The 19,703-nt window shown below is 66.2% G+C and carries 10 protein-coding genes and 1 pseudogene; 6 read left to right on the forward strand and 5 right to left on the reverse strand.

What is annotated here, in order from left to right; genetic code table 11:
* Positions 1 to 86: 86 nt before the first annotated feature.
* The gene (locus ACIBG5_RS10910; protein WP_396391349.1) at positions 87 to 491 is read right to left on the reverse strand and encodes a hypothetical protein; all 405 of its coding nucleotides are present in this window, start codon (positions 489 to 491) and stop codon (positions 87 to 89) included.
* Positions 492 to 706: 215 nt separating this feature from the next.
* On the opposite strand from ACIBG5_RS10910, the gene ACIBG5_RS10915 reads away from it, so the two are divergent.
* From ACIBG5_RS10915 to ACIBG5_RS10925, 3 genes are all read left to right on the forward strand, one after another.
* Positions 707 to 919: a helix-turn-helix transcriptional regulator gene (locus tag ACIBG5_RS10915; RefSeq protein ID WP_396391350.1), complete on the forward strand. Its 213-nt coding sequence runs from the start codon at positions 707 to 709 to the stop codon at positions 917 to 919.
* 387 nt (positions 920 to 1,306) lie between these two features.
* Positions 1,307 to 2,371, forward strand: a complete 1,065-nt coding sequence (locus ACIBG5_RS10920; RefSeq protein ID WP_396391351.1) for a hypothetical protein — start codon at positions 1,307 to 1,309, stop codon at positions 2,369 to 2,371.
* Entirely contained in the window at positions 2,361 to 6,575 is a 4,215-nt protein-coding gene (locus ACIBG5_RS10925) for a caspase family protein (RefSeq protein WP_396391352.1), read from the forward strand. The genes ACIBG5_RS10920 and ACIBG5_RS10925 overlap by 11 nt, the downstream gene beginning before the upstream one ends.
* A gap of 386 nt (positions 6,576 to 6,961) precedes the next feature.
* On the opposite strand, the gene ACIBG5_RS10930 is transcribed toward ACIBG5_RS10925, so the two are convergent.
* Complete coding sequence (locus ACIBG5_RS10930) at positions 6,962 to 10,204, reverse strand: NB-ARC domain-containing protein (RefSeq protein ID WP_396391353.1); 3,243 nt, start codon at positions 10,202 to 10,204, stop codon at positions 6,962 to 6,964.
* 23 nt (positions 10,205 to 10,227) lie between these two features.
* Between ACIBG5_RS10930 and ACIBG5_RS10935 the strand changes: the two genes are divergently transcribed.
* The 3 genes from ACIBG5_RS10935 to ACIBG5_RS10945 all read left to right on the forward strand — a co-directional run bounded on the left by ACIBG5_RS10935 (position 10,228) and on the right by ACIBG5_RS10945 (position 13,472).
* Positions 10,228 to 10,404 (forward strand): hypothetical protein, encoded by a 177-nt coding sequence (locus ACIBG5_RS10935; protein WP_396391354.1) that lies wholly within the window; start codon positions 10,228 to 10,230, stop codon positions 10,402 to 10,404.
* A gap of 230 nt (positions 10,405 to 10,634) precedes the next feature.
* Positions 10,635 to 11,582 carry a hypothetical protein gene (locus ACIBG5_RS10940; RefSeq protein ID WP_396391355.1) on the forward strand — a complete coding sequence of 316 codons (948 nt, stop codon included), beginning with the start codon at positions 10,635 to 10,637 and terminating at the stop codon, positions 11,580 to 11,582.
* A 414-nt stretch (positions 11,583 to 11,996) separates the two neighbouring features.
* Positions 11,997 to 13,472 carry a serine/threonine-protein kinase gene (locus ACIBG5_RS10945; RefSeq protein WP_396391356.1) on the forward strand — a complete coding sequence of 492 codons (1,476 nt, stop codon included), beginning with the start codon at positions 11,997 to 11,999 and terminating at the stop codon, positions 13,470 to 13,472.
* Positions 13,473 to 13,686: 214 nt separating this feature from the next.
* Here the strand turns inward: ACIBG5_RS10945 and ACIBG5_RS10950 are convergent.
* The 3 genes and pseudogenes from ACIBG5_RS10950 to ACIBG5_RS10960 form a co-directional block, all read right to left on the reverse strand.
* A pseudogene (locus tag ACIBG5_RS10950) lies at positions 13,687 to 14,962 on the reverse strand (IS3 family transposase).
* 393 nt (positions 14,963 to 15,355) lie between these two features.
* Entirely contained in the window at positions 15,356 to 17,008 is a 1,653-nt protein-coding gene (locus ACIBG5_RS10955) for a UvrD-helicase domain-containing protein (protein WP_396392035.1), read from the reverse strand.
* Between the two features lie 18 nt (positions 17,009 to 17,026).
* Positions 17,027 to 18,553, reverse strand: coding sequence for a TOPRIM nucleotidyl transferase/hydrolase domain-containing protein (locus ACIBG5_RS10960; protein ID WP_396391357.1), 1,527 nt, complete (start codon positions 18,551 to 18,553; stop codon positions 17,027 to 17,029).
* Positions 18,554 to 19,703: the final 1,150 nt, after the last annotated feature.

A 19,703-nucleotide genomic window follows, 5' to 3' on the forward strand; every position in this document is an offset into this window, starting at 1 on the left:
GTTCTCGCGCTCGGCGTACTTGCCGCGATTCGCTCATATTGACCAAACGACCCGGCCCACAGTCTCGTCACAGATCTGGGAACAGGTCAGTCGGTGGACTCGCCCGGTGCATGGATCTGGCTGCGCTGGGTGTGGAGGGGTTCGAGGTAGTCGTCGTTGCTGCTGGAGACGGGAACGACCTGGCCGGTTGCGGTGACCAGCCAGGCCGCGATCGGCGCGACGAAGGTCGATGTGTCGGGAGCGTCCCTCTCCCAGATCTTGAGGTTCCAGCCGGGAGCGGCGGGGATTGCCGCCACGATGCGGCTGGTCTCCTCGAGGCGCTTGAACCCCTCTCGCTTGGCCGCGAGGACCAGGCTGCCGGTCTTGCGGTCGACGATCAGAGCGTTGCCCTCGTTGTCCCAGGAATGGACATCTTCGGAGGTCTCGTAGCTCCCGGCCTTCGCGTCGCGGTCGTAGACCACCACCCAGCCGGTGTCGTTGTAGTCAGGCATCCCGTTATTGTGCTCGATGGTGGCGCTCTTGCCCGGCAACGCCGGCATGCCGACGTTGATTGCCCGGTGAGGAGGTCTGAGAGCGTTTTGTACGGCCGCGGGTGATGCTCGTCGGCACGGGGAAGCGACAGGATGTAGCCGATGCTGGCGCTGGTACGCGGCCAGATTGTTGGGCCTTGAAGACATCCGGGAGACTTCAAGGAAGGCGGAGCGGGATGGCCGAGTCCCCACCCACAAGACGCGGTTACCTGACCGTCGAGGAGGTCTGCGCCGAACTCAGGATCGCGCGGTCGACCTTCTATGAATGGCGCACTGCCAGGAAGGCGCCTCCGTGCATCAAGCTCCCCAACGGAGGCCTGCGCATCCGCCGCGGCGATCTGGATCGCTGGCTAGACGGGTTGCTAGAGCCGCCACCGGGCCGGGGTTGAATCGAACGGGGCGGTCCCGATCGCTTATCCCGTCGAGCGAGTACGAGGTTCGGCTGCGGAAGTACAACGAGCTCGACCAGTGAAGGCCACAGCCGCCTGCCGTCCATGGCATGTCAATGGCTCTGTCAATGAACCGCAGTCATCGGAGGCCAGCTGAGACGCTACAGACAGCAAGTTGCACACGAGTTACACCGGGATGCAGCACCGTCGATAACAGCCGTCGCACTTTTAATCCGCGCATTATGGGTTCGGTTCCCACGGTCCCTACTAGTTTCTGACCTGCAGGTGGTGGCAGGTCACAGGGTCCGAGCCCTGGAACCAGCGCGGGTTCATCCTGCAGTCGCGCTAGCTCGGTCGCCGATCGCAGGTCAGACGCTTGAATGATCTATGCGCCCGTTCGAGTTGCGGCGCGAGCCGTTGGCATCAACGGGACGCCCGTGGTCGTTGGCGCTGTTCACCACCCTGTCTGACGAGCCCCGCAACGTGGAGCGCGATTGGCGCCGACGCTGCCCGGTCGCGCCATACTCGCCGCCGGGCTCCGGTGGGATAGTGGTGACTATCCGCAAGGTGCCCGAGCACACAGACGTGGGGGGTGCGATGCCTCGGATCGTGGCGGTGCATGGAATTGGGCAGCAGGTTCGTGGGCCGGAAGTGTTGCGTCAGGTATGGGTTCCGGCGCTGCGCGATGGGATCGCCTTGGCCGGTGGGCAGCGACCGGCGGAGTCCGACATCGAGGTTGCTTTCTACGGCGACCTATTCCGTCAGGCCGGACGGAAGGGAGCAGGCGAGGCGCAGTACGCCGCCCACGATGTCGAACCCGGGTTTGAGACTGAGTTGTTGCAGGCGTGGTGGCGAGAGGCGGCGACAACCGATGCATCCGTGGTCGGCCCCGACGAGCAGACCAAGCTCCGCACGCCACAGACGGTGCAACGCGCGCTGAATGCATTGAGCTACTCCCGCTTCTTCACTGGCATGGGTGAGCGGTTGGTGATCGCTCTGATCAAGCAGGTGCATTTGTACCTCACCGACGGTGCTGTTCGTGCGAAAGTCCAGGACCGGGTAGCGAACCTGGTGGACGACGACACCATGGTGGTGGTGGGTCACTCACTGGGTTCGGTGGTGGCCTATGAGGCGCTGTGCGGCCGGAATGACGTCGGGGTTGCGCTGGTGACACTCGGATGCCCGCTGGGCATCCACAACCTAGTCTTCGACCGGCTGCGTCCGCCGCCGGTGAACGGCCGAGGTCAGTTCCCGGCCGGGGCGGCGTCGTGGACCAACATCGCTGACGGTGGTGATGTCGTAGCCCTGGTCAAGCAACTGCGTCCTTTGTTCGGCAACCGGGTTCAGGACGTCTCAGTCGACAACGGCAGCAAGGCGCACGACGTGTCGCCATACCTGACGGCTGCTGAGACGGGGCGGGCGATCCTGGCGGGCTTGACCGATGACCGGTAACTCCTGGCGGCGGTTCGTAATCGCGTCCGGCACCGAGCACTACTCCCAGGGTCAGGACCGTCTGGAGTCTGTGCCTGCGGATCTGGCCACGATGGTGGCGTTTTTCACTGGCCAGGGATATCTCGAGGAGCTTCCCGATCTGCGCCACGATCCGACCAGCGCCGAGTTGCGGACGATGCTGTCGGGCTGGCTGAATGACCAGCGTCGCCAGGACTCCGACGTCGCGGTGTTCTACTACTCCGGCCACGGAGACTCGCTGGCAACCTTCCACTACTTGTTGGCCGCGGACACGCTGGAGGGCCAGTATCCGGCGACCGCGCTGCGCGCGGACTTCCTTGTCGAGGCGCTTGGTGACCAGCCGAGGGTGCGGCGCTTGCTACTGATCTTAGACACTTGCTATGCCGGACAGGGCGCGTTCAACGCCGCGGAGGTGGGCGCCCGGATGGCGGCTGCGCAGAATCTGACCGGGAAGTACGAGGGCGTCTGGGTCTTGACGGCGTCTCGCAGCCGGGAGGAGGCCGAGCAGGCGACATTCGCGACCGCGTTTGTGCAGGCAGCTCGGGATCTCCAGCAGTCAACGGGCGCGCTACAGCGCTACATCGGGCTCGAGTCACTGGTCGACCGGATCAACACCATCCTCGAAGAACAGGGTTTCCGGCAACGGGCTAGCTGGACCCCGGCGACGCTGTCGACGGGGCTGGCGCCGTTCCTTCCGAACCCCGGCTATCAGTCCGACGCGCCGCCAGGCGTGGACTTGGAGACCCGGGCTGGGCTGCAGCGCCGGGCGGAGGAGTTGTCCGCACATTGGGCGCCCAAGGCCCGCGGTGTGGAGGTGGCGGCTCAGGCCGGCTCGTATTTCACCGGCCGCGGGCTGGCATTGCGCGAGCTGGCCGGGTGGTTGGCGGACCCGGTCGCCGACACCCGACTGCGGGTCGTGACCGGAGACCCCGGGTCGGGCAAGTCCGCTCTACTGGGTCGATTGGTGATGCTGTCCAGCCCCACGTCGGTGTCACCCGTGGTTCCCCTGGGTGACATTCCGCCTGGCACGGTCCCTCCGGGGTCGATCACCGCGGCTCTGCTGGCCCGAGCCAAAACCGCCACAGACCTCCGCGCCGAACTCGCCGACGTACTGGGATGCCCCCGCGGGGCGAACGTGGTCGCGGTGCTCCGGGACCGTCGACCACCTCCTGTGCTGGTGCTGGACGCTCTTGACGAGGCCGCTGACCCTCTGGAGGTCATTGCCAACCTCATCAATCCGTTGCAGGCGGCCACGGCGACAGGCACTGGACCGCGGCTGATTGTGGCGACCCGCCGGCCACAATTGGCTGCCTTACCCCGCGACCGGGTCGAGATTGACCTGGACGACACGACGCATCTGAAGGCAGAGGATGTCGCCGACTACGTAACAAGCATCCTGCTGGCAGAGGACGACCCGGCTTCACCGACCCCTTACCGGGGCCATCCGGATCTGGCCGGGGCCGTCGGTATGCAGGTAGCGACGATCGCCGGGCCTAGCTTTCTGATCGCTCAGATCGCGGCGCGCACCTTGGCGACCGCACCCAATATGCTGACGGCGCAGCAGGTTGTGGCCGATAGACACCGCTGGCGCGACGTGGGGACTGCCTTCGACCGCGATCTTGCCCGCCACGGCGACCAGGTAGGAAGAGTGCATGACCTGCTCGACGCGCTGGCCTGGACCGAAGGAGCGGGGCTGCCCCGCGAGCTTTGGCCGGCCGTCGCCAGCGCCCTCGCCGGTCACGACTACACCGACGGGGATGTCGCCTGGGCGCTCGACCGGGTTGGCGCCTACATCGCGGAAGCGGTCGAACTGGACCGGTCGGTTTACCGGCTGTACCACCAGGAGCTCGCCAATCACCTAAGGGCAACCCGCGACAAGGCTGGCGCTCAGCAGGCGATCACCAACGCATTGCTGGGGCACGTACCCGTCCCGCCTGGCGGGACCCGCCGCGAGTGGTTCGCTGCTCACCCGTACATTCGCACCCATCTAGCTACCCACGCTGCTGACTGCGGTGCGCTGGACGAGGTTGCGCAAGACCCCGGTTTCCTGATCGCTGCCGCCCCAGAGAGGCTGCTCGCAGCCTTATCTTCCGTCACCGACCCGGCCGCCGACCTGGCTGCAGCCGCCTATGAGACGGCCCGGCACCTGCTAGACGACCAGAGCGCTGGGCGGGCGGCTGCGCAACTACAACTTGCAGCCCGTCAACGGGGTGCCACCGCGCTGGGAGATCGCATCTCGGAACTGCCCTACGAGATGCCGTGGACAGTGCCGTGGGCGCAATGCTCATCCGAAGCTCGTCACCTCATTCTCGGACGCCACACCGGGCCGATCTATGGGGTCGCTGTTGGGGACGTGGACGGCCTGCCGATCGCGGTCACGGGTGGCTTCGACGCAACGGTGCGAGTGTGGGATCTGCGCACAGGCCGTCAGCTCGGCGAACCGCTGAAGGGCCATGCCGAGCTGGTAATTGTCGTTGCGGTCGGGGACCTGGACGGTCGGCCGATCGCGGTCACGGGCAGCTACGACGCGACGATGCGGGTGTGGGATCTGCGCACAGGCCGTCAGCTCGGCGAGCCGCTGGTGCGGGATGACGTAGGGGTGGTACTTGCCGTTCTGGTCGGAGAGCTTGACGGCAGGCCGATCGCAGTCAGCGGCAGCATGGACCAGACGGTGCGGGTATGGGATCTGCGCACAGGCCGTCAGCTCGGTGAACCGCTGAAGGGCCACACCGGGCTCGTGTCTGCAGTTGCGGCCGGGGACCTGGACGGCCTGCCTATCGCCGTCACCACCGGCGCCGACGCAACTGTGCGGGTGTGGGATCTGCGCACCCGCCAGCAGCTCGGCGAACCGCTGAAGGGCCACACCGGCCTCGTGTCTGCGGTTGCGGTCGGGCACCTGGACGGCCTGCCGATCGCCGTCACCACCGGCGCCGATGACGACACCGTGCGCGTGTGGGATCTGCGCACCCGCCGTCAGCTTGGCGCGACCCTGATGACCTACACCGGGCCCGTGTCTGCGGTTGCCGTCGGGGACCTGGCCGGTCAGCCGATCGCGGTCACGGGCAGCCACGACGCAGCCGTGCGGGTGTGGGATCTGCGCACCCGCCAGCAGCTCGGCGAGACGCTGGTGGGACACGTTGGGCCGGTGCGGGCGGTTGCGGTCGCGGATCAGGAGGGCCGGCCGATCGCAGTCACCGGCAGCACGGACCAGACGGTGCGCGTGTGGGATCTGCGCACCCGCACTCAGCAGGCCAGGAGTGGGGAGGAGCAGGCTGGCTTGGTGCGCGCCGCTGCAGTCGGGGACCTGGACGGTCAGCCGATCGCCGTCACGGCCGACGGCGACGGGAAGATGCGAGTGTGGGAGCTGCGTACCGGGCGTCAGCTCGGCGAGCCACTGCACGGCCGCACCGCACAGGTGTCTGCGGTTGCGGTCGGGGACCTGCGCAGTCGGCCGATCGCCGTCACGGCTGGCGACGACCGAGAGATGCGTTTGTGGGATCTGCGCACCCGCCGTCAGCTCGGGGAGCCGCTACGGGGCAGGACCGGGCTGGTGCGCGCGGTTGCGGTCGGGGACCTGGACGGTCGGCCGACTGCGATCACCTGCGGCAGCGAGGACTTGGTGCGGGTGTGGGATCTGCGCACCCGCCGTCAGCTCCGCGAGCCACTGGAGGGTGACAGGCCCATGTCTGCGGTTGTGGTCGGGGACCTGGACGGTCGGCCGATTGCCGTCACCGGCGGCGCGGACTTAGCAGTGGTATGGGACCTGCGCACCGGCCGCAAGCGCAGGCGTCCTCTGAAGGGCCATACCGGGGTCGTGTCTGCGGTTGCGGTCGGGGACCTGGACGGTCGGCCGATCGCCGTGACCGGCGGCGCCGACGCAACTGTGCGGGTGTGGGATCTGCGCACCGGCCGTCAGCTCGGCGAGCCGCTGAACGGCCACACTGCGCGCGTGTCTGCGGTTGCGGTCGGGCACCTGGACGGCCGGCCGATTGCCGTCACCGGTGGCGACGACGCGACAGTGCGAGTCTGGACGCTCGAACCTCACGCAGCCCTCGTCGAGATCGGGACCGGGGTCGCCGTCAGCAGCGTCACGATCGGTCCCAACAGAACGCTCGTCGTCGGCAGTGCACGCGGGTTGTTCATGGTTCAGATGAGGACGAGAAATCCAGTCCCGACGTCGTCCTAGATTTCCATGTCCGATGCCAGTGGGCTTCGCCATCAGAACCGACGAGCCTGTGCCGTCGGTGGGTCGCCGCGGGAACCAGGATCGACAGGAGAGCGAGGTTGACCCGCCGCTCTGTCAATGGCACTGTCAATGAACCCGAGCCCTAACATGCCAAGACAGGCAGCCCAGACGCTCGAATATGCACTAATCCAAGCCTCAGACAGTGTGATCTGGACGGAGCGTGCAACTTGTAAAGCGATGGCTTGTTTTGGTGCCGTGTCTGGTAGGCGAGCGAGTTCGTGCGACGGGGTTTGCGCTCTGAAGCGCGGCAGACTGCCGCTGGCGGCTCAGTTGCTATCGCAGACCGCCGCCTCGTACTCGCGCTCGCTGTCATTTGGGACACCCGGTCAGTGCCACGTGACTGTGGCGACGTCACCGTCTGCTGAGATGGCGGTGAACCGGCGCTGGCCGATCCGGGGTAGCACATGGGTGACCGCGCCGGAGAAGAGTTTCCCGCGGTAGGTCTGCCGACTCGCCCATGCCCTGACTGTTCCGTTGGCGAATCCGGTGACGACCGTGTCGGCTTCGTAGGCCAGCGAGGTCACCGCGACATCGCCACCGAGCAGGTACCACTCGGGGAACCGGATCTGACCGTTGCTCCATCCAGTGACCAACTCGTTCGGAGAGACGAACGCCGCGGCTGTCATGCCGAAATCGGCGCGCATCCGTCGCAGGTCGGCGCGCATCTGTCGCAGTGCGCCCAGCGGGGTCGGCCGGTGCGGATCCCACTTGGCGATCAGGCGCACTGCGTCGGCTTCGACCGTGTACAGGGTCACCACCCTAGCGTCGTCGGTTAGCGCGAGGGCTCGCCCGTAGGGATGGGCTGCAAGGATGCGCGCGCCGGGGCGCTTGGTATTGAAGGTGGACTCCGTCGTCCCATCGGCGGCCAGCCAGATCAACACACCTTCCGGGTCGAGACACAGGAAGGAGCCGTCCATGAGGCCAGCCGCTGAGGCGATCGTGATCGGAGGTGCAATGGGAGTGCGACCGGTCAGGTCCGGCCGGGTGATGCCGGTAGCGGTGAGCAGCGAGCCGTCCGCTGGTGACAGTGCCAGAACGGATTCGGCAATTCCTACGTGCCGAGTGCGGAGATCGTCAGAGCGCACGTCGACGATCGCGCCGTCGTCCAGCACGAGGCGATCGATCTCGGACTGCCGCAGGGCCCGTGCCCGGGTGACCGCCCGGCCCAGCGAGGTCGACCGCACGGTCACGCACAGTTCCGGTCGAGTGATGCGCCATCGGAGCTCGAATTCCGGCCACGACCAGCAATGGATCGAGGTCCGATCGATGAGCATGACGCATTCACCCGCCGGACTGAACCGCATGTCGGTGACCGCAGCCCAGGATCTCTCGTCCTCGGCCTCGTCCTCGAAGTCGGGAGCGCCGTTGGGGTGAAGAAGGCGTGCCTCTACGGTCTCATCGGGCTGGGCGCCTAGTAGGGCGCTAAGCGTGGTCACAGCCAGCCACCCGTGGTCGACATGCTTGGTCGTGTACATCGACAGCACCAAATGCTCGCCGGACGGATCGACTATCGGCGGCGCCTCGAGGGTGCGCCGGCTGTACCAGCCGGGATCGAGGAACACGTCCGGACGTCCGTCCCGGACCAAACGGAAGTATTCGTATTCCCAGAGGAGGCTCACCTTACCGCCGTCCGGCAGCGTCACGGTGTGACTGATATGGCCGTCTTCGGAGGACGTGGCGAAGGACGCTGGTGGATCGGCCAGCCGGATGTCGGACGGCTCGGCGGGATAGCAGGCCGGAGCAGCAGTCGAGGTCCCGACCACCGGGCCGTCCGCGTCGCCCGTTGGCGTGGCGCCGACATGCCACGTCACGACGTGGTCGGCGAACTGCGCCCATACCTCTTCCTGATCGATGCCCAGTGCCGTGGGGACATCCTGTGCGTGGTACGGCATGAGCAGCTCCACGCTGACTCCCGGCCGACGGGTACGGCTCATCAACAGGCGGCCCGAGCCGCGTTCCAGGCACACCACGATCTCACCGTCCAGCGAGATGACGTACTCCCTCCCGAAGCCGCCGCGGCGGACCAGCCGTACCGCGGTCTCCGAGTATTCCTGCTGCTCCCGTGCCGTCGCCCGACACAGATGCTGGATCACCCGATGCACATTGAACGCGGTCATCCCATCGTCCGAGGTCTCCGCTGGCTCGATCAGTGCGAAGCTCTCCAGGGCCGCGAGCGACTCCCGGATCACCATCTCGTCGCCGAACGCGAGCAGTTCCTCATCGGTGGCGACGGGTGGAAGAAACAGCTCAGTGCGGATGTTGGTCGCTGGCAGGTAAGCAGAGATACGCAGGATCTCCGCGGCCCGGGATCCCTCCTCCGTCGCCGCGGCGAGCGACGTCTCTAGGACCGCCCGGATGGTGAAGTCAGCGTCTGCGCCGATGCCCCGCTGAAGGCGCGCCGGGTTCCGGGCATACAGCTCGGCGGCATTGGTGTGCAGGAGCCGCTCGTACGCGCTGAAACTTATCCGTTGCCGTTGGCAGTAGACAGCGGCCTGCCGCAGCGCCAGCGACAGCCCGCCCAGGTGGCTAGCCAGGCTCTCCGCTCCAGCGCGGTCGTCGTTGCCTGAGGCCTGCACCAGCAGCTCTACCGAGTCGTCCAGGGAGAGCGTGCCCAGGGCAACCGTCCGCATGCCGTGAAGATTCCACCGCTGGTAGCGCGAGGTAATGATGATGGCGATCGAGTTCCCGGCTGGCAGCAGGTGCTCCAGCCAGCCCGGCTGGTCGACATTGTCGAAGACGAGCAGCACTCGCTTCGCGCGTTCGGTAAGGATCTGACAGACCAGCGGCACCACGTCCGCCAGCGTCAGATCGGTGTGCGAAATCCCCAGCAGCTCTGCGAAGGAGCGCAGGTTCTCCAAGGCTGCGTCAGCGGAGTGTGCCGGAACCCACCGCACCACGTCGAAGTCGGCGCGGTGGCGATGGCAGAACTCGGTGACGGTGGCAGTCTTGCCGACGCCACCCAGACCATGCACGACCTGGGTCACGGCCGTCGCGTGACCACTCTCCAATGCGGCGCGGAGCTGACCCAATTCGTCCTCGCGGCCGATGAACTGTGCTGTCCGGGCAGGTACCCCAGAGAAGCGAGGCATCGGCAGCGTGACGGCGGGCGCGGGCTCAGGAACGATCGGCGCTGGGTTGCGCCGTCGAGCGAGCGGCTTCCCGTCCTGCGGGAATCGAAGTCGCCGCCACTCCTGGACCGATCTCCGCTGGTGTCCGGGGACCTGAACTGCCCTGTCCTCGAGGAGCTGAATGAGCTTGTCCAGGCGCCCTGGCAGCCGAGATTCCGTCACCTTTCCGGTGAACCAATCGCTCACCGTCTTGTTCGATACACCGACCCAAGAGCCCATCAACGTCTGCGTAGGACTTCCTGCCGCTACCAACAATTGCTGCAGCGCGTCGTGAAACGACACGGGCCTATCCTCAGCGACCACCAGACTCCCCCGTCTCCGTTCCGGATCCGCGCGGACTTCCCGGAACGTGCCCCTGACCTGCGTGTTCTGGCACCGTAGCCGACTCAACCCGCGCCGGACACCCCACTGGCACGGCACAACAGTCACCACCAGCCACACCGACCTGAAACCCAGGTGACACCATGACACTCCCCCAGCTTTTCCACGACGGCGTACTCGCCACCGGCGCGGCGACCCTCCTCTACACCACGACCATCACCCTGGCCACCATCACCGCACTCGCCGCACCTAATCCCGACCAGCGCCGCAACGCTCGCCAGGTCCTCGCCCTCCTCCTGCGCCGGCGAAGCACCAACTAGCCATACACCCCGCCGCAAGACAAGGGCCGACGGTTTAGGAAACCGAGGCACCCACCGACATGCACCCCTCCACGCCTAACAGTTCGGCCGGTCTTGACTCCAGTTGACTCGGATCGACCCTCTTGTTCCCACAGTGTTCCCATGCTGAACTGTTGAGCGGCCGGCGCAGATCGCGCGTCGCCAGGCTGAGCTAGCGAGTGCCTGTCGCCGACCCTGAGACACTTTGCCGCATGGGATCCAAGTACACGAGCGCAGTTCTTGCCGCCAGCTTTAGTTGGAACAACGATGCGATCGCTGCGTGTCCGCCCGCGGAAGATCACGAGGATGTCGCACAGGAAGCGCTTGAGTGGCAGCAGCTAAGCCACGAAGGTGCACAGGCTGAGTCGTACGCCTATCCGGTGCCGATACGTCGCCGCGTTACATGGAGAGGTCTCACGCACGTCATCGAGCCGCGGCAGGGCACCCCGCCGCGTGAGCCGAATCGCATACTGGAGCTGCATGGCCTCATGGGCGCGATTGGAGAACAGGTGGGCCTCGCGTGGACGGCCGAGCAGGACGTCCAGCGACTCAGCCAGACACGCGCCGGACGGGAGCCGATCCACCATCGACTCGTTGCGCGGGCGCAAGCAGAACTGGCCGGCCACTTCGTGCTCGGTGCCGCGCACAGCCTCGGCAACCTAGCCGTACGGGTGATAACGCTGAACGCGGTCGCAGCCGCAATCGTGGAAAGGAAGTACAGTCGCGCAGGCGGATTTCCTCCCGGATCAGATTCTCGAGATGCCTGGCCAACGCTCAACAGCGGACTGCTAAGCACATTGAGACGAGCTGCCGACGCAGCTCAGAACCGCGGGATCCACAAGGTCGTCTGCGCGCTGGCCGAGCTGCACGCGGGAGAGCCCTTCGACGCCCTCGACGGCCGAAGGGGAATGGATTACCACCGCCGGCGGCCTCAGTCCCTTCCGCACGCATCTCCACGGGGCGGCACTGTCCACGGTCAGAATGGACTGACGACGATCTCCGTGGTTGCGCCGTCCCTCGAAGTCGAGGCTGACGAGGATCTCGTGCACCAGGTGGTCGTAGCCGCGATGCGGTCGGTGAGCAGTTGTATGTTCGACATCCGGGCTGCTTTGCCGGCCGCAGTGCGCGAGGAGGGGATCAACTACCCCTACGGCCCATGACGGCCCCCGTAGCACTGATCCTTCGCCCAGCCCAGTAGCCGTCTCGACGGTGGCGCGGATTGCTCGCCAGGGGAGTCCCATGTTGGGGCACTGCGGGGTCTGTGCAGAGGCCAGACATCCTCTCCATAGACGAGATAGAAACCAGCGCCAGCAACGGCGGCGATGTGGTGTTCCCAGCCCGGCTGGCCGGCGTGGGTGCGTTGACTCGAGGAAAGACGACGACGGGTGGCCGCGACGAGTTCGTTGCCCGCCAACCCGATCAGCCCGGCGAGCAACCCCGACCGGATTCGACACCGGTTGGGGGTCGAGCAGACGGCGGACTGACTCGTAGCCGGCGACGATATCGGACAAGGCCACGACGAGCTAGGCCAGGCGCTCCTCTTCGGGCCGGCCTGGCTGGGATACCGTCACTTCGTGGAAATCACGCTTAGCTCAAGCACATGGACATTAGGGGAACCGCTCGTATCCGATGCCAGCGGTTTTGGCAAGGTGTACATCGTGCGGGACGGCCAGGGACGCGAGGCTGTCGCAAAGTTCGTACCGAAGGACCCGGGCGCCGAGCGCGAGCTCCTGATGGGCGACAGCCTCAGCGCCGCCCAAGCTCGAAATGTAGTGCCAGTACTGGACTCTGGTGAGCACGAAGATCAATGGGTCATCGTCATGCCGAAGGCCGACATGTCTCTCGCGCAGCATCTCGCCCAGGTAGGAAGAGGTGCGCTGCATCCCGCCGAAGCCCTTGAGGTCCTCACAGATGTCGCGACGGCGCTAGCCGATCTCGCGGCAGACGGCCTGGCGATTGTTCACCGTGACCTCAAGCCCCAAAATATTCTTCGGCTTGATGGCTGCTGGTGTCTTTGCGACTTTGGGATTGCGCGCTACGCCGAAGCGACGACCGCGGCAGACACGCGAAAGTACGCCATGACCAAGCCGTATGCGGCTCCAGAGCAATGGAGGCTTGAACGGGCAACGAGTGCGACCGATGTGTACGCCTTCGGCGTTATCGGGTATCAGCTGCTGTCCGGGCAGCTTCCGTTCCCGGGACCGGACTTCAGAACACAACACCTCCATGAGCATGCACCCGCCCTCGCAGCAGGAACCGCGCGACTCCGCACCCTGATTGAAGAATGCCTCTGGAAGGCTCCGACCGCGCGACCGACGCCTGCCGGTCTGGTAGCCCGTTTGGCGGCTACTGGTGCTGAGCCATCGAGCCCCGGAGCTGCCAGGCTTGCCCAAGCAAATCAAGCCGAGGTCGAACGCCTATCCGCCGAGCACGCCGCCGCGGTCGCCAAGGTTGAGCGGCAGGCGGCACGACATCAACCCTTCGAGGTTGCCGCGCAGAGCATCGGAGCCATCGTTGAACCACTCATCGAAGCAATCGCGCTCAACGCGCCTTTAGCGACAATCGAGCGTGGCGGCGTGCGGGGAACCACGGGCTTCGTAGCGACGCTGCGCGGGGCTCGGATCGTAATGAGCAACCCGAAGCCTGCGGACTGGGACGGACCGTTCACAGCCATCTCATCTGCGGCGATCACGGTCACCATGTCCAAGCCGAGTTCGAGCGGCTACGAGGGCCGGTCGCACTCGCTGTGGTTCTGCGATGCTCAGGAAGCTGACCGCTTCGCCTGGTATGAGACCGCGTTCATGGATGTCCTAGTACAGCGGGCTCGTTCGGCTGTGCCCTACGCGCTCGAGCCGCGTGAGGCCGCGGGCGCTGTCGGTCCCGGCATGGCCACGGAACAAGTGGCCTGGCCGTTCGAAGAGCTTGATCGTGCCGACCCCACGGAGTTCGTTGACCGGTGGATCAACTGGTTTGCCCTCGCCGCAGACCGTCAGCTCGGGCACCCATCGCACATGCCCGAGAAACCTACGGGCGGATCCTGGCGCAAATGAGCGGCTCGTTAACTCCGCCGGAGCACAGCAACAGGACGCTTCGCCACCAACGCGATCCCATCCGCCATGAGTCGCCGTGCTCGCGTTTGACCGCCGTTAGCCCCGCCCCCGGTCACTCGATCGTACGGCTAGCATGACCCATATCAAGAGCGCCTGCGGCATCGGCAAGCCGACTCTTGACGTGTGAATCGCCCCGGGTTTCGTGGAGGCTCGTTTACTTGGTTCCGGCCTCGGTGAGGACGGGGATTCCACTGTAGTGGTTGGCTTCGAACTCGGTGGGTGGGATGTGTCCGATCTCGCCGTGCAGGCGTCGGTGGTTGAACCAGTCGACGTATTCGGCGGCGGCGATCTCGACGTCGGCCACGCTCTTCCAGCCGCCGATCGGACGGGTGACGGGGTTGCGGATCAGCTCGGCCTTGACCAGTGAGTTGAACGCCTCGGCCATCGCGTTGTCGTAGCTGTCAACCTTGCTGCCGATGCTTGCGACGGCGTCGGCCTCGGCGAGCCGCTCGGTGTAGCGGACAGCTCGGTATTGCACGCCGCGGTCGCTGTGATGGATCAGCCCGGTGAGGTCGTGGCCGGCTCGCTGCCGGGCCCACAGTCCCATGTCGAGGGCGTCCAGGGCCAGGTTGGTGCGCAGGCTGGTCGAGACCTGCCAGCCCACCACCAGGCGGGAGAACACGTCGATGACGAACGCGGCGTAGACCCACCCGGAGTGGGCGCGGATGTAGGTCAGGTCCGCCACCCACAGCTGGTTGGGAGCTTCGGCGACGAACTGCCGTTCGACGAGGTCGGCGGGCCGCGGTGTCTCAGCACCCTCGGCCTGGGTGGTCTTGCGGGTCTTGTCCCGCCTGATGCCCTGCAGGCCCTCGGCGCGCATCAGTCGCTCGACGGTGCACGGGGCGACTTCGATGCCGCCACGGTTCAGCTCGGCGTGGACCTTCCGCGCACCGTAAACACCCAGGTTGTCCTTGTGTACTTGGCAGATCACCGAGACCAGCTCGGCGTCCCTGACCGCCCGGGCAGACGGCGGCCTGCTCTTGGCGGCGTAGTAGGTGCTCGGGGCAATCTTGATCCCAGCAGCGGCCAGGACCTTGCAGATCGGCTCGACCCCGAACCGGTCGCGGTGCCGGTCGATGAACTCGACCAGCACCGCCACCGGAACCTGGGCTACTTGATCTTGCGGTCGAGCTCCGCCGCCGCGAAAAAAGCCGACGCCGTCTTGAGAATCTCGTTGGCCCGCCGAAGCTCACGGTTCTCCCGCTCCAACTCCGCGATCCGCTCCGCGTCGCTGGTGGTGGTCCCCGCACGCGTCCCCTCGTCGATCTCGGCCTGCCGGACCCACCCACGCAATGTCTCACGGTGCACACCAAGCTGCTCCGCGATCCGCGGGATCGCCCCCGCTCTCGTCGCCGGATCCTTCCGCGCATCCACCACCATCCGAGTGGCCGCTCACGCAACTCGTCGCCGTACTTCCTCGGTGCTGCCACAACTCTCATCCTCCATAGATTGAGAGCCTCCATCAGACCCGGGGCGATTCAGTGCGCCGCGCTGGACTGGCTCGCGCTATCGCAACATCCACCGCATCTAGTCGGCCCGACCAGGCAGGCGCCGCGACCGCGGGTGTCGAGATGCATGGCATGACTCGTGGCACGAAACGACGGATACCCATGGGGAATCTCGCGCTCGCTGGGGACGGCCGTGTTGCTAGAAGCGCTGGTAGAGAGCAGATGCGACGGTGTAGTTCTTCCTCGTAATGAGAAGGTCGTCGGTTCGATTCCGGCAGGCGCTCCGGCTCCCCCGCTCAAAGCTCAACGCCTTGGTCGCGGTCAAGGCCGACGTTGTGCGCGCACCCACTCGCGTCATGCAGCTGTCGGCACGACTTACGTCACTTGGGCGATGATGCAGGCGTTGATGAACGGCAGCCACAGCCGGTGGAGGCCAGGGATGGCGTCGGGTACGACAATGTGGGCGCGCTCGCGCGCACGGGTGAGGCACACGTACAACAACCGCGAACCCGTTGGATACGGCTCGTCTTCGTAGCCGTGGAACTCGTCGGGTTGGAACAGCAGCACCGTTGCGTCGGCTTCACGACCCTTGGTCTGGTGCAGGTTCATGACCTGTACGGATTTGGGGCGGTCCGAGCGCGACCCGACGAGTGTGCCCACACGGAGTTCCTCGACCGACCTGGTCACGGCCTCCAGCGACCCGCCGCGCTCGAGCAGACGTGCGGCGCGGCGAAGCTGCCCGTTGGAGCGCAGCCAGGTATCTTCTCCCCGCGGGAAACCCAGACGCTGGTGTGTCCCGGCGAGGATGACGAGGAGCTGGTCGACGTTGGGCGGCTCCTTCGCTGTGGCCTGGAGTTCCCGCGCGATCGTCGTAAGTTCCGCCTCGATGACGGGATTGGTCTTGCTCAGGATCGCCTCCGCGATTCTCTTCTCGGCGACACCGCGCCCGATCGAGCGCATGTAGACCGCAAGAGCTTCCCGCGCACCGGCCTGGCCGGCGAAAGCCCAGCGCAGCAGGGTGAATTGCGCCTGCAGGCCGTCGCCGAACGCCTCGGTAAAACCAACTTGCTCGTGGTCCATCCCAGCTTCCGAGAGCGCGGTCGACAGTTCGGCGGTGGCGGCGTGCGTGTGAGTGAAGACGCTAACAGTCTTGCCAGCGGCGCGCTCTGCGGCGATGACTTGGGAAGCGGCCTCAGCAGGGTTCGCGGCCGGGGCGAGGTGCAGGACGATCCTCGCGGTGGCGACGGCGTGGGCGATCGCCGGGTCATTGAACCGGCGTCCGAGCGCTGCAAATGCGGCGGCCGGGAGGACACCGGAGGGGTCCCGGAAGCTTTGGGGCGGCAGATCGATTCTCACCGCACCGGCAAGCACAGACGCTTCGGCGATCCGTGCCTCAGGGTCGATATTCTTCATGCCGGCGTAGATGCACTGATTCGGGTCGCCGAGCAGGATGCGCTGTGCGCTGGGCGCAACGGTCTGGACGAAGGCCCATTCCGCGTTGCTCGTGTCCTGGAACTCGTCGCAGATCACGGTCCCGTAGCGACGATCGTAATAGTCCCGGACCGTCGGCACGGCCAGGAGTAAGGATGCGGCAGGGACTAACTCGTCGTAGCTCATGCCGGGGAACGTGGCGGACAGTTCGGACTCGGCGCGTGACTGCACCCGCAGCGGATGCGGGTGGCCGTAGAACCGTCCGAAGTCGTTGAGGATCCGCCAGGCGAGGCCGTGGAAGGTGACCACATCGACGCGGTCACGCAACGACCCCAGGACGTCGGCGGACCGGTCGAGGATCTGGCTGACGGCCGTGCGGGAGAACGACACGAACAGCACACGCTTGCGGCGCGGAAGTACTGCAGGGGTGCCCGGCGGTGTGGCCGCGCGAGCTTCCGTCCTGCGATGGTCGATTTCGGCCAGCCGGTGGGCGGCCGCTGCCGCAGCGGTTGTGGTCTTGCCGGCGCCCGCTCCGCCGATGACGATCACCACCGGGTTCTTGGAGGTGATGACCGCCCGCTGCTCGGCCGAGGGCATGTACGCCACGCAGGGCCTCTAGACCGTCGCGGTCGGGTCGGTCATATTGATGCGCTTCAGCCCTGAGTACCCTGGAGCGCTAGCGAGCGCGACGACGATCAGCGCGCCGTTGAGCACCGGCGGGAGGGCGCCAGCCGCGGCACAGAGCGCGACGAGGAACTGCTCGTGCAACCCGTTGCCGTGCAACGCCTTCATGACCGCCTTTGCCACTTCGCTGTCCTGCTTGCCGGCGGTCGGGTCAGGCTGGCCGAACTCCGCGAAGATGGCGGACGCAGTCCGAAGTTGGGCGGTGGTCGCACCGGTGAGGATGGCACGCTCGATTGCCATGCTGTCGGGCAGCCGGACGACCACGTCGCACGCGTCCTCGATCTCCTGCACCTTGTCCGCAGAGGTTTTCTCTGGGTCTCCGTCGATGAGCGCGACGACGCGATAACCGAGCTGCTTGGCCAAATTCGCCACCCGAGGGATCTGCGTCGTGCCGCCGCCGGACCCCGTGTCGGCAGAGACGATCCGGACGCCATAGGCAGCCAGGGGGAGTTCGGGCGCAGCACGACGACGGTCGGCGGCACTGAAGGCGACAAGGTCATGCCGGCCCTCACAGATCACTACTGTGGTGGCCGTGAGCGCGGGCAGGAGCTGGCCCTGGACGTGCCGGTGGACGGCAGCCTCCTTGCGGTCCGCAGGCGGATCGACGACGTGCACGGCGCGGACACCGGTGTGCCGGGTCAGGCGCACGATCTCCCCGACCTCGAAGGCCCGGGCAGCATCTGCGCGGCGCGTGGTCAGCCAGACCTGCGCGGACCCGGCCCGGAGCGCGCCGGCCAGGTGCTCTGTTGCCGGGCCGTCGAGCCCTTCGCCGAGGTCGTCTCCGACGATCAGCGCGCCTTGGGTGGAGGAGGCCATGATGAGCGCCTCTGCGGCCGCCAGGACCGCCGAGGTCGTCGACCCGTGATTACCCAGAGGCAACGGTCCGGCCTGATCGAGAGTCATCACCGGTTGTAGAGCTCGGAGCAGGCCCGCGAGCGAGCCGTCTTCGGGCAGAAACTGCACGTCGGTTGCGGACACGGGTCGGTCGCCGATCCGACGCGCGGGACCGGTGTCGCTCAGCACCGCGTTCAGCACGGTCGAGATCACCGGGGTTCCGGACAGCGCGCCGGCGGCCGCGACGATCTGGGCTTCCAGCGCACGGAGTGCCGTCGTTGCAGCCTCGGGGCCATGACCGGCGACGAGCCGGCGCAAGAGACCTTCCGCGCGCAGCTGCAGGGGTCGTGCGGCATCTAGGAATACCACCGGGATCATGAGCCGGACAGCAGTCGGCACTCGCACGTACTTGTCCGAGGTCGGCTCGCTCAACACCGGGTAGTACACCCGGTGCTCGAGCGCGTCGGTCGCGGCGTCGTAGGTGACCCGATATGCGAGGCGCAAACCAAGAGGTGCCGACCTATTGGCGTTCCCAGACTCATCGACCGTCCCGTCGGGCAGCAGCGGCTCGAGGACACCGTCCGCCTCCTGCTCGAGATCAACATCCAGGTCGGCCAGCGTCACCTCTACCTCGCCGAAATCGGCGTGTCTCACCGATGCGACAGGCGGTGCGACCGTGGGAAGTGCTGGAGCGGGAACCTCGTCAGGAGTCTGCTTCGTGTCGTTGGTTCCGCCAGGTTCCGCGGTTCCCGTTTTGCTCGCCAGGTTGCTCTGCCGCGCGACCTGCTGGTGGATGTCGGCAACCGACGGCTGAGATCGGGTGGAACGCGGGTCCAGGACGCGGGTCAGCGCCAGTACGAGATCGGTGCGACCCGCACGCGGCTCACCCACCACGAGAACATGGCCTTTGGGTCGAAGATCCAGTGCATCCCACCCGCGGAAGTTCGTGGCACGGAGCCTCGTAATCCGCACAGACCCTTCCCTTCCGCGCCGGCTGGGCGCGACGACAAGTACTGCAGATGACTCTAGTAGTCAGTCCTTCGCACCACGAATGGCCCCACGCGGTGTGGGTGATCGAACTGCTGGCCTAAATCATATGCTCGTGACCTGCGCATTTGGTCGGTGCCCCGGCAGGATTCGAACCTGCGACGCAGGGTTTAGGAAGCTGGCCTTCGCAGCCACCCGGTCGAGGTCCTGACCGACGCCGCAATGCAGGTCGGCCAATGGCGCCACAGACTGCGGTACATGCGGACCTGCCGTCCGACGTCGTTCGACACTGCCTGATGCCGCTGTCGGCCGAAGCTTCTGACCCCACCTGCCGGATCTGAGACTTTCAGTGTGGCGCGAGGCTGCGAACAAACATGCAGTCGCGAGTGTGGCTCAAATTTCCCAAGTCGGGCATGATCTGCGGATGGACCTCCGGATTGCTGTCGCCAAAGGATACCTGCCCAAAGAGGTGCCACCGGTGTTCTCGTCCGCAACCTTGGGGCACGTGTCCTCCAAGTTGTCCGTGCCGCGGCCTACGCGGCCGAGTGGCGCGACGAGGTTCAGCCTTGCTCGAGCAGGTGGGTTGCGCCGTGCGCTCGCGACGCCGAATCCCTTTGCGCACTTGGAGTTGGTGGACCTCTGCGCCAACAATTGGACGAAGTTGCGGACCCTCACGGCGCGAAGTCCCATTTCAGCGAGTCGTCCATATAGGGCCACTCGCGGCGACCTCAGGTCTCTGCGCTTCTCGGGAAGCAATGACCGATTTGAGCGCGTGCGCCTAACCCAT

It is taken from the genome of Kribbella sp. NPDC050241, assembly GCF_044459685.1.
GTDB lineage: Bacteria > Actinomycetota > Actinomycetes > Propionibacteriales > Kribbellaceae > Kribbella.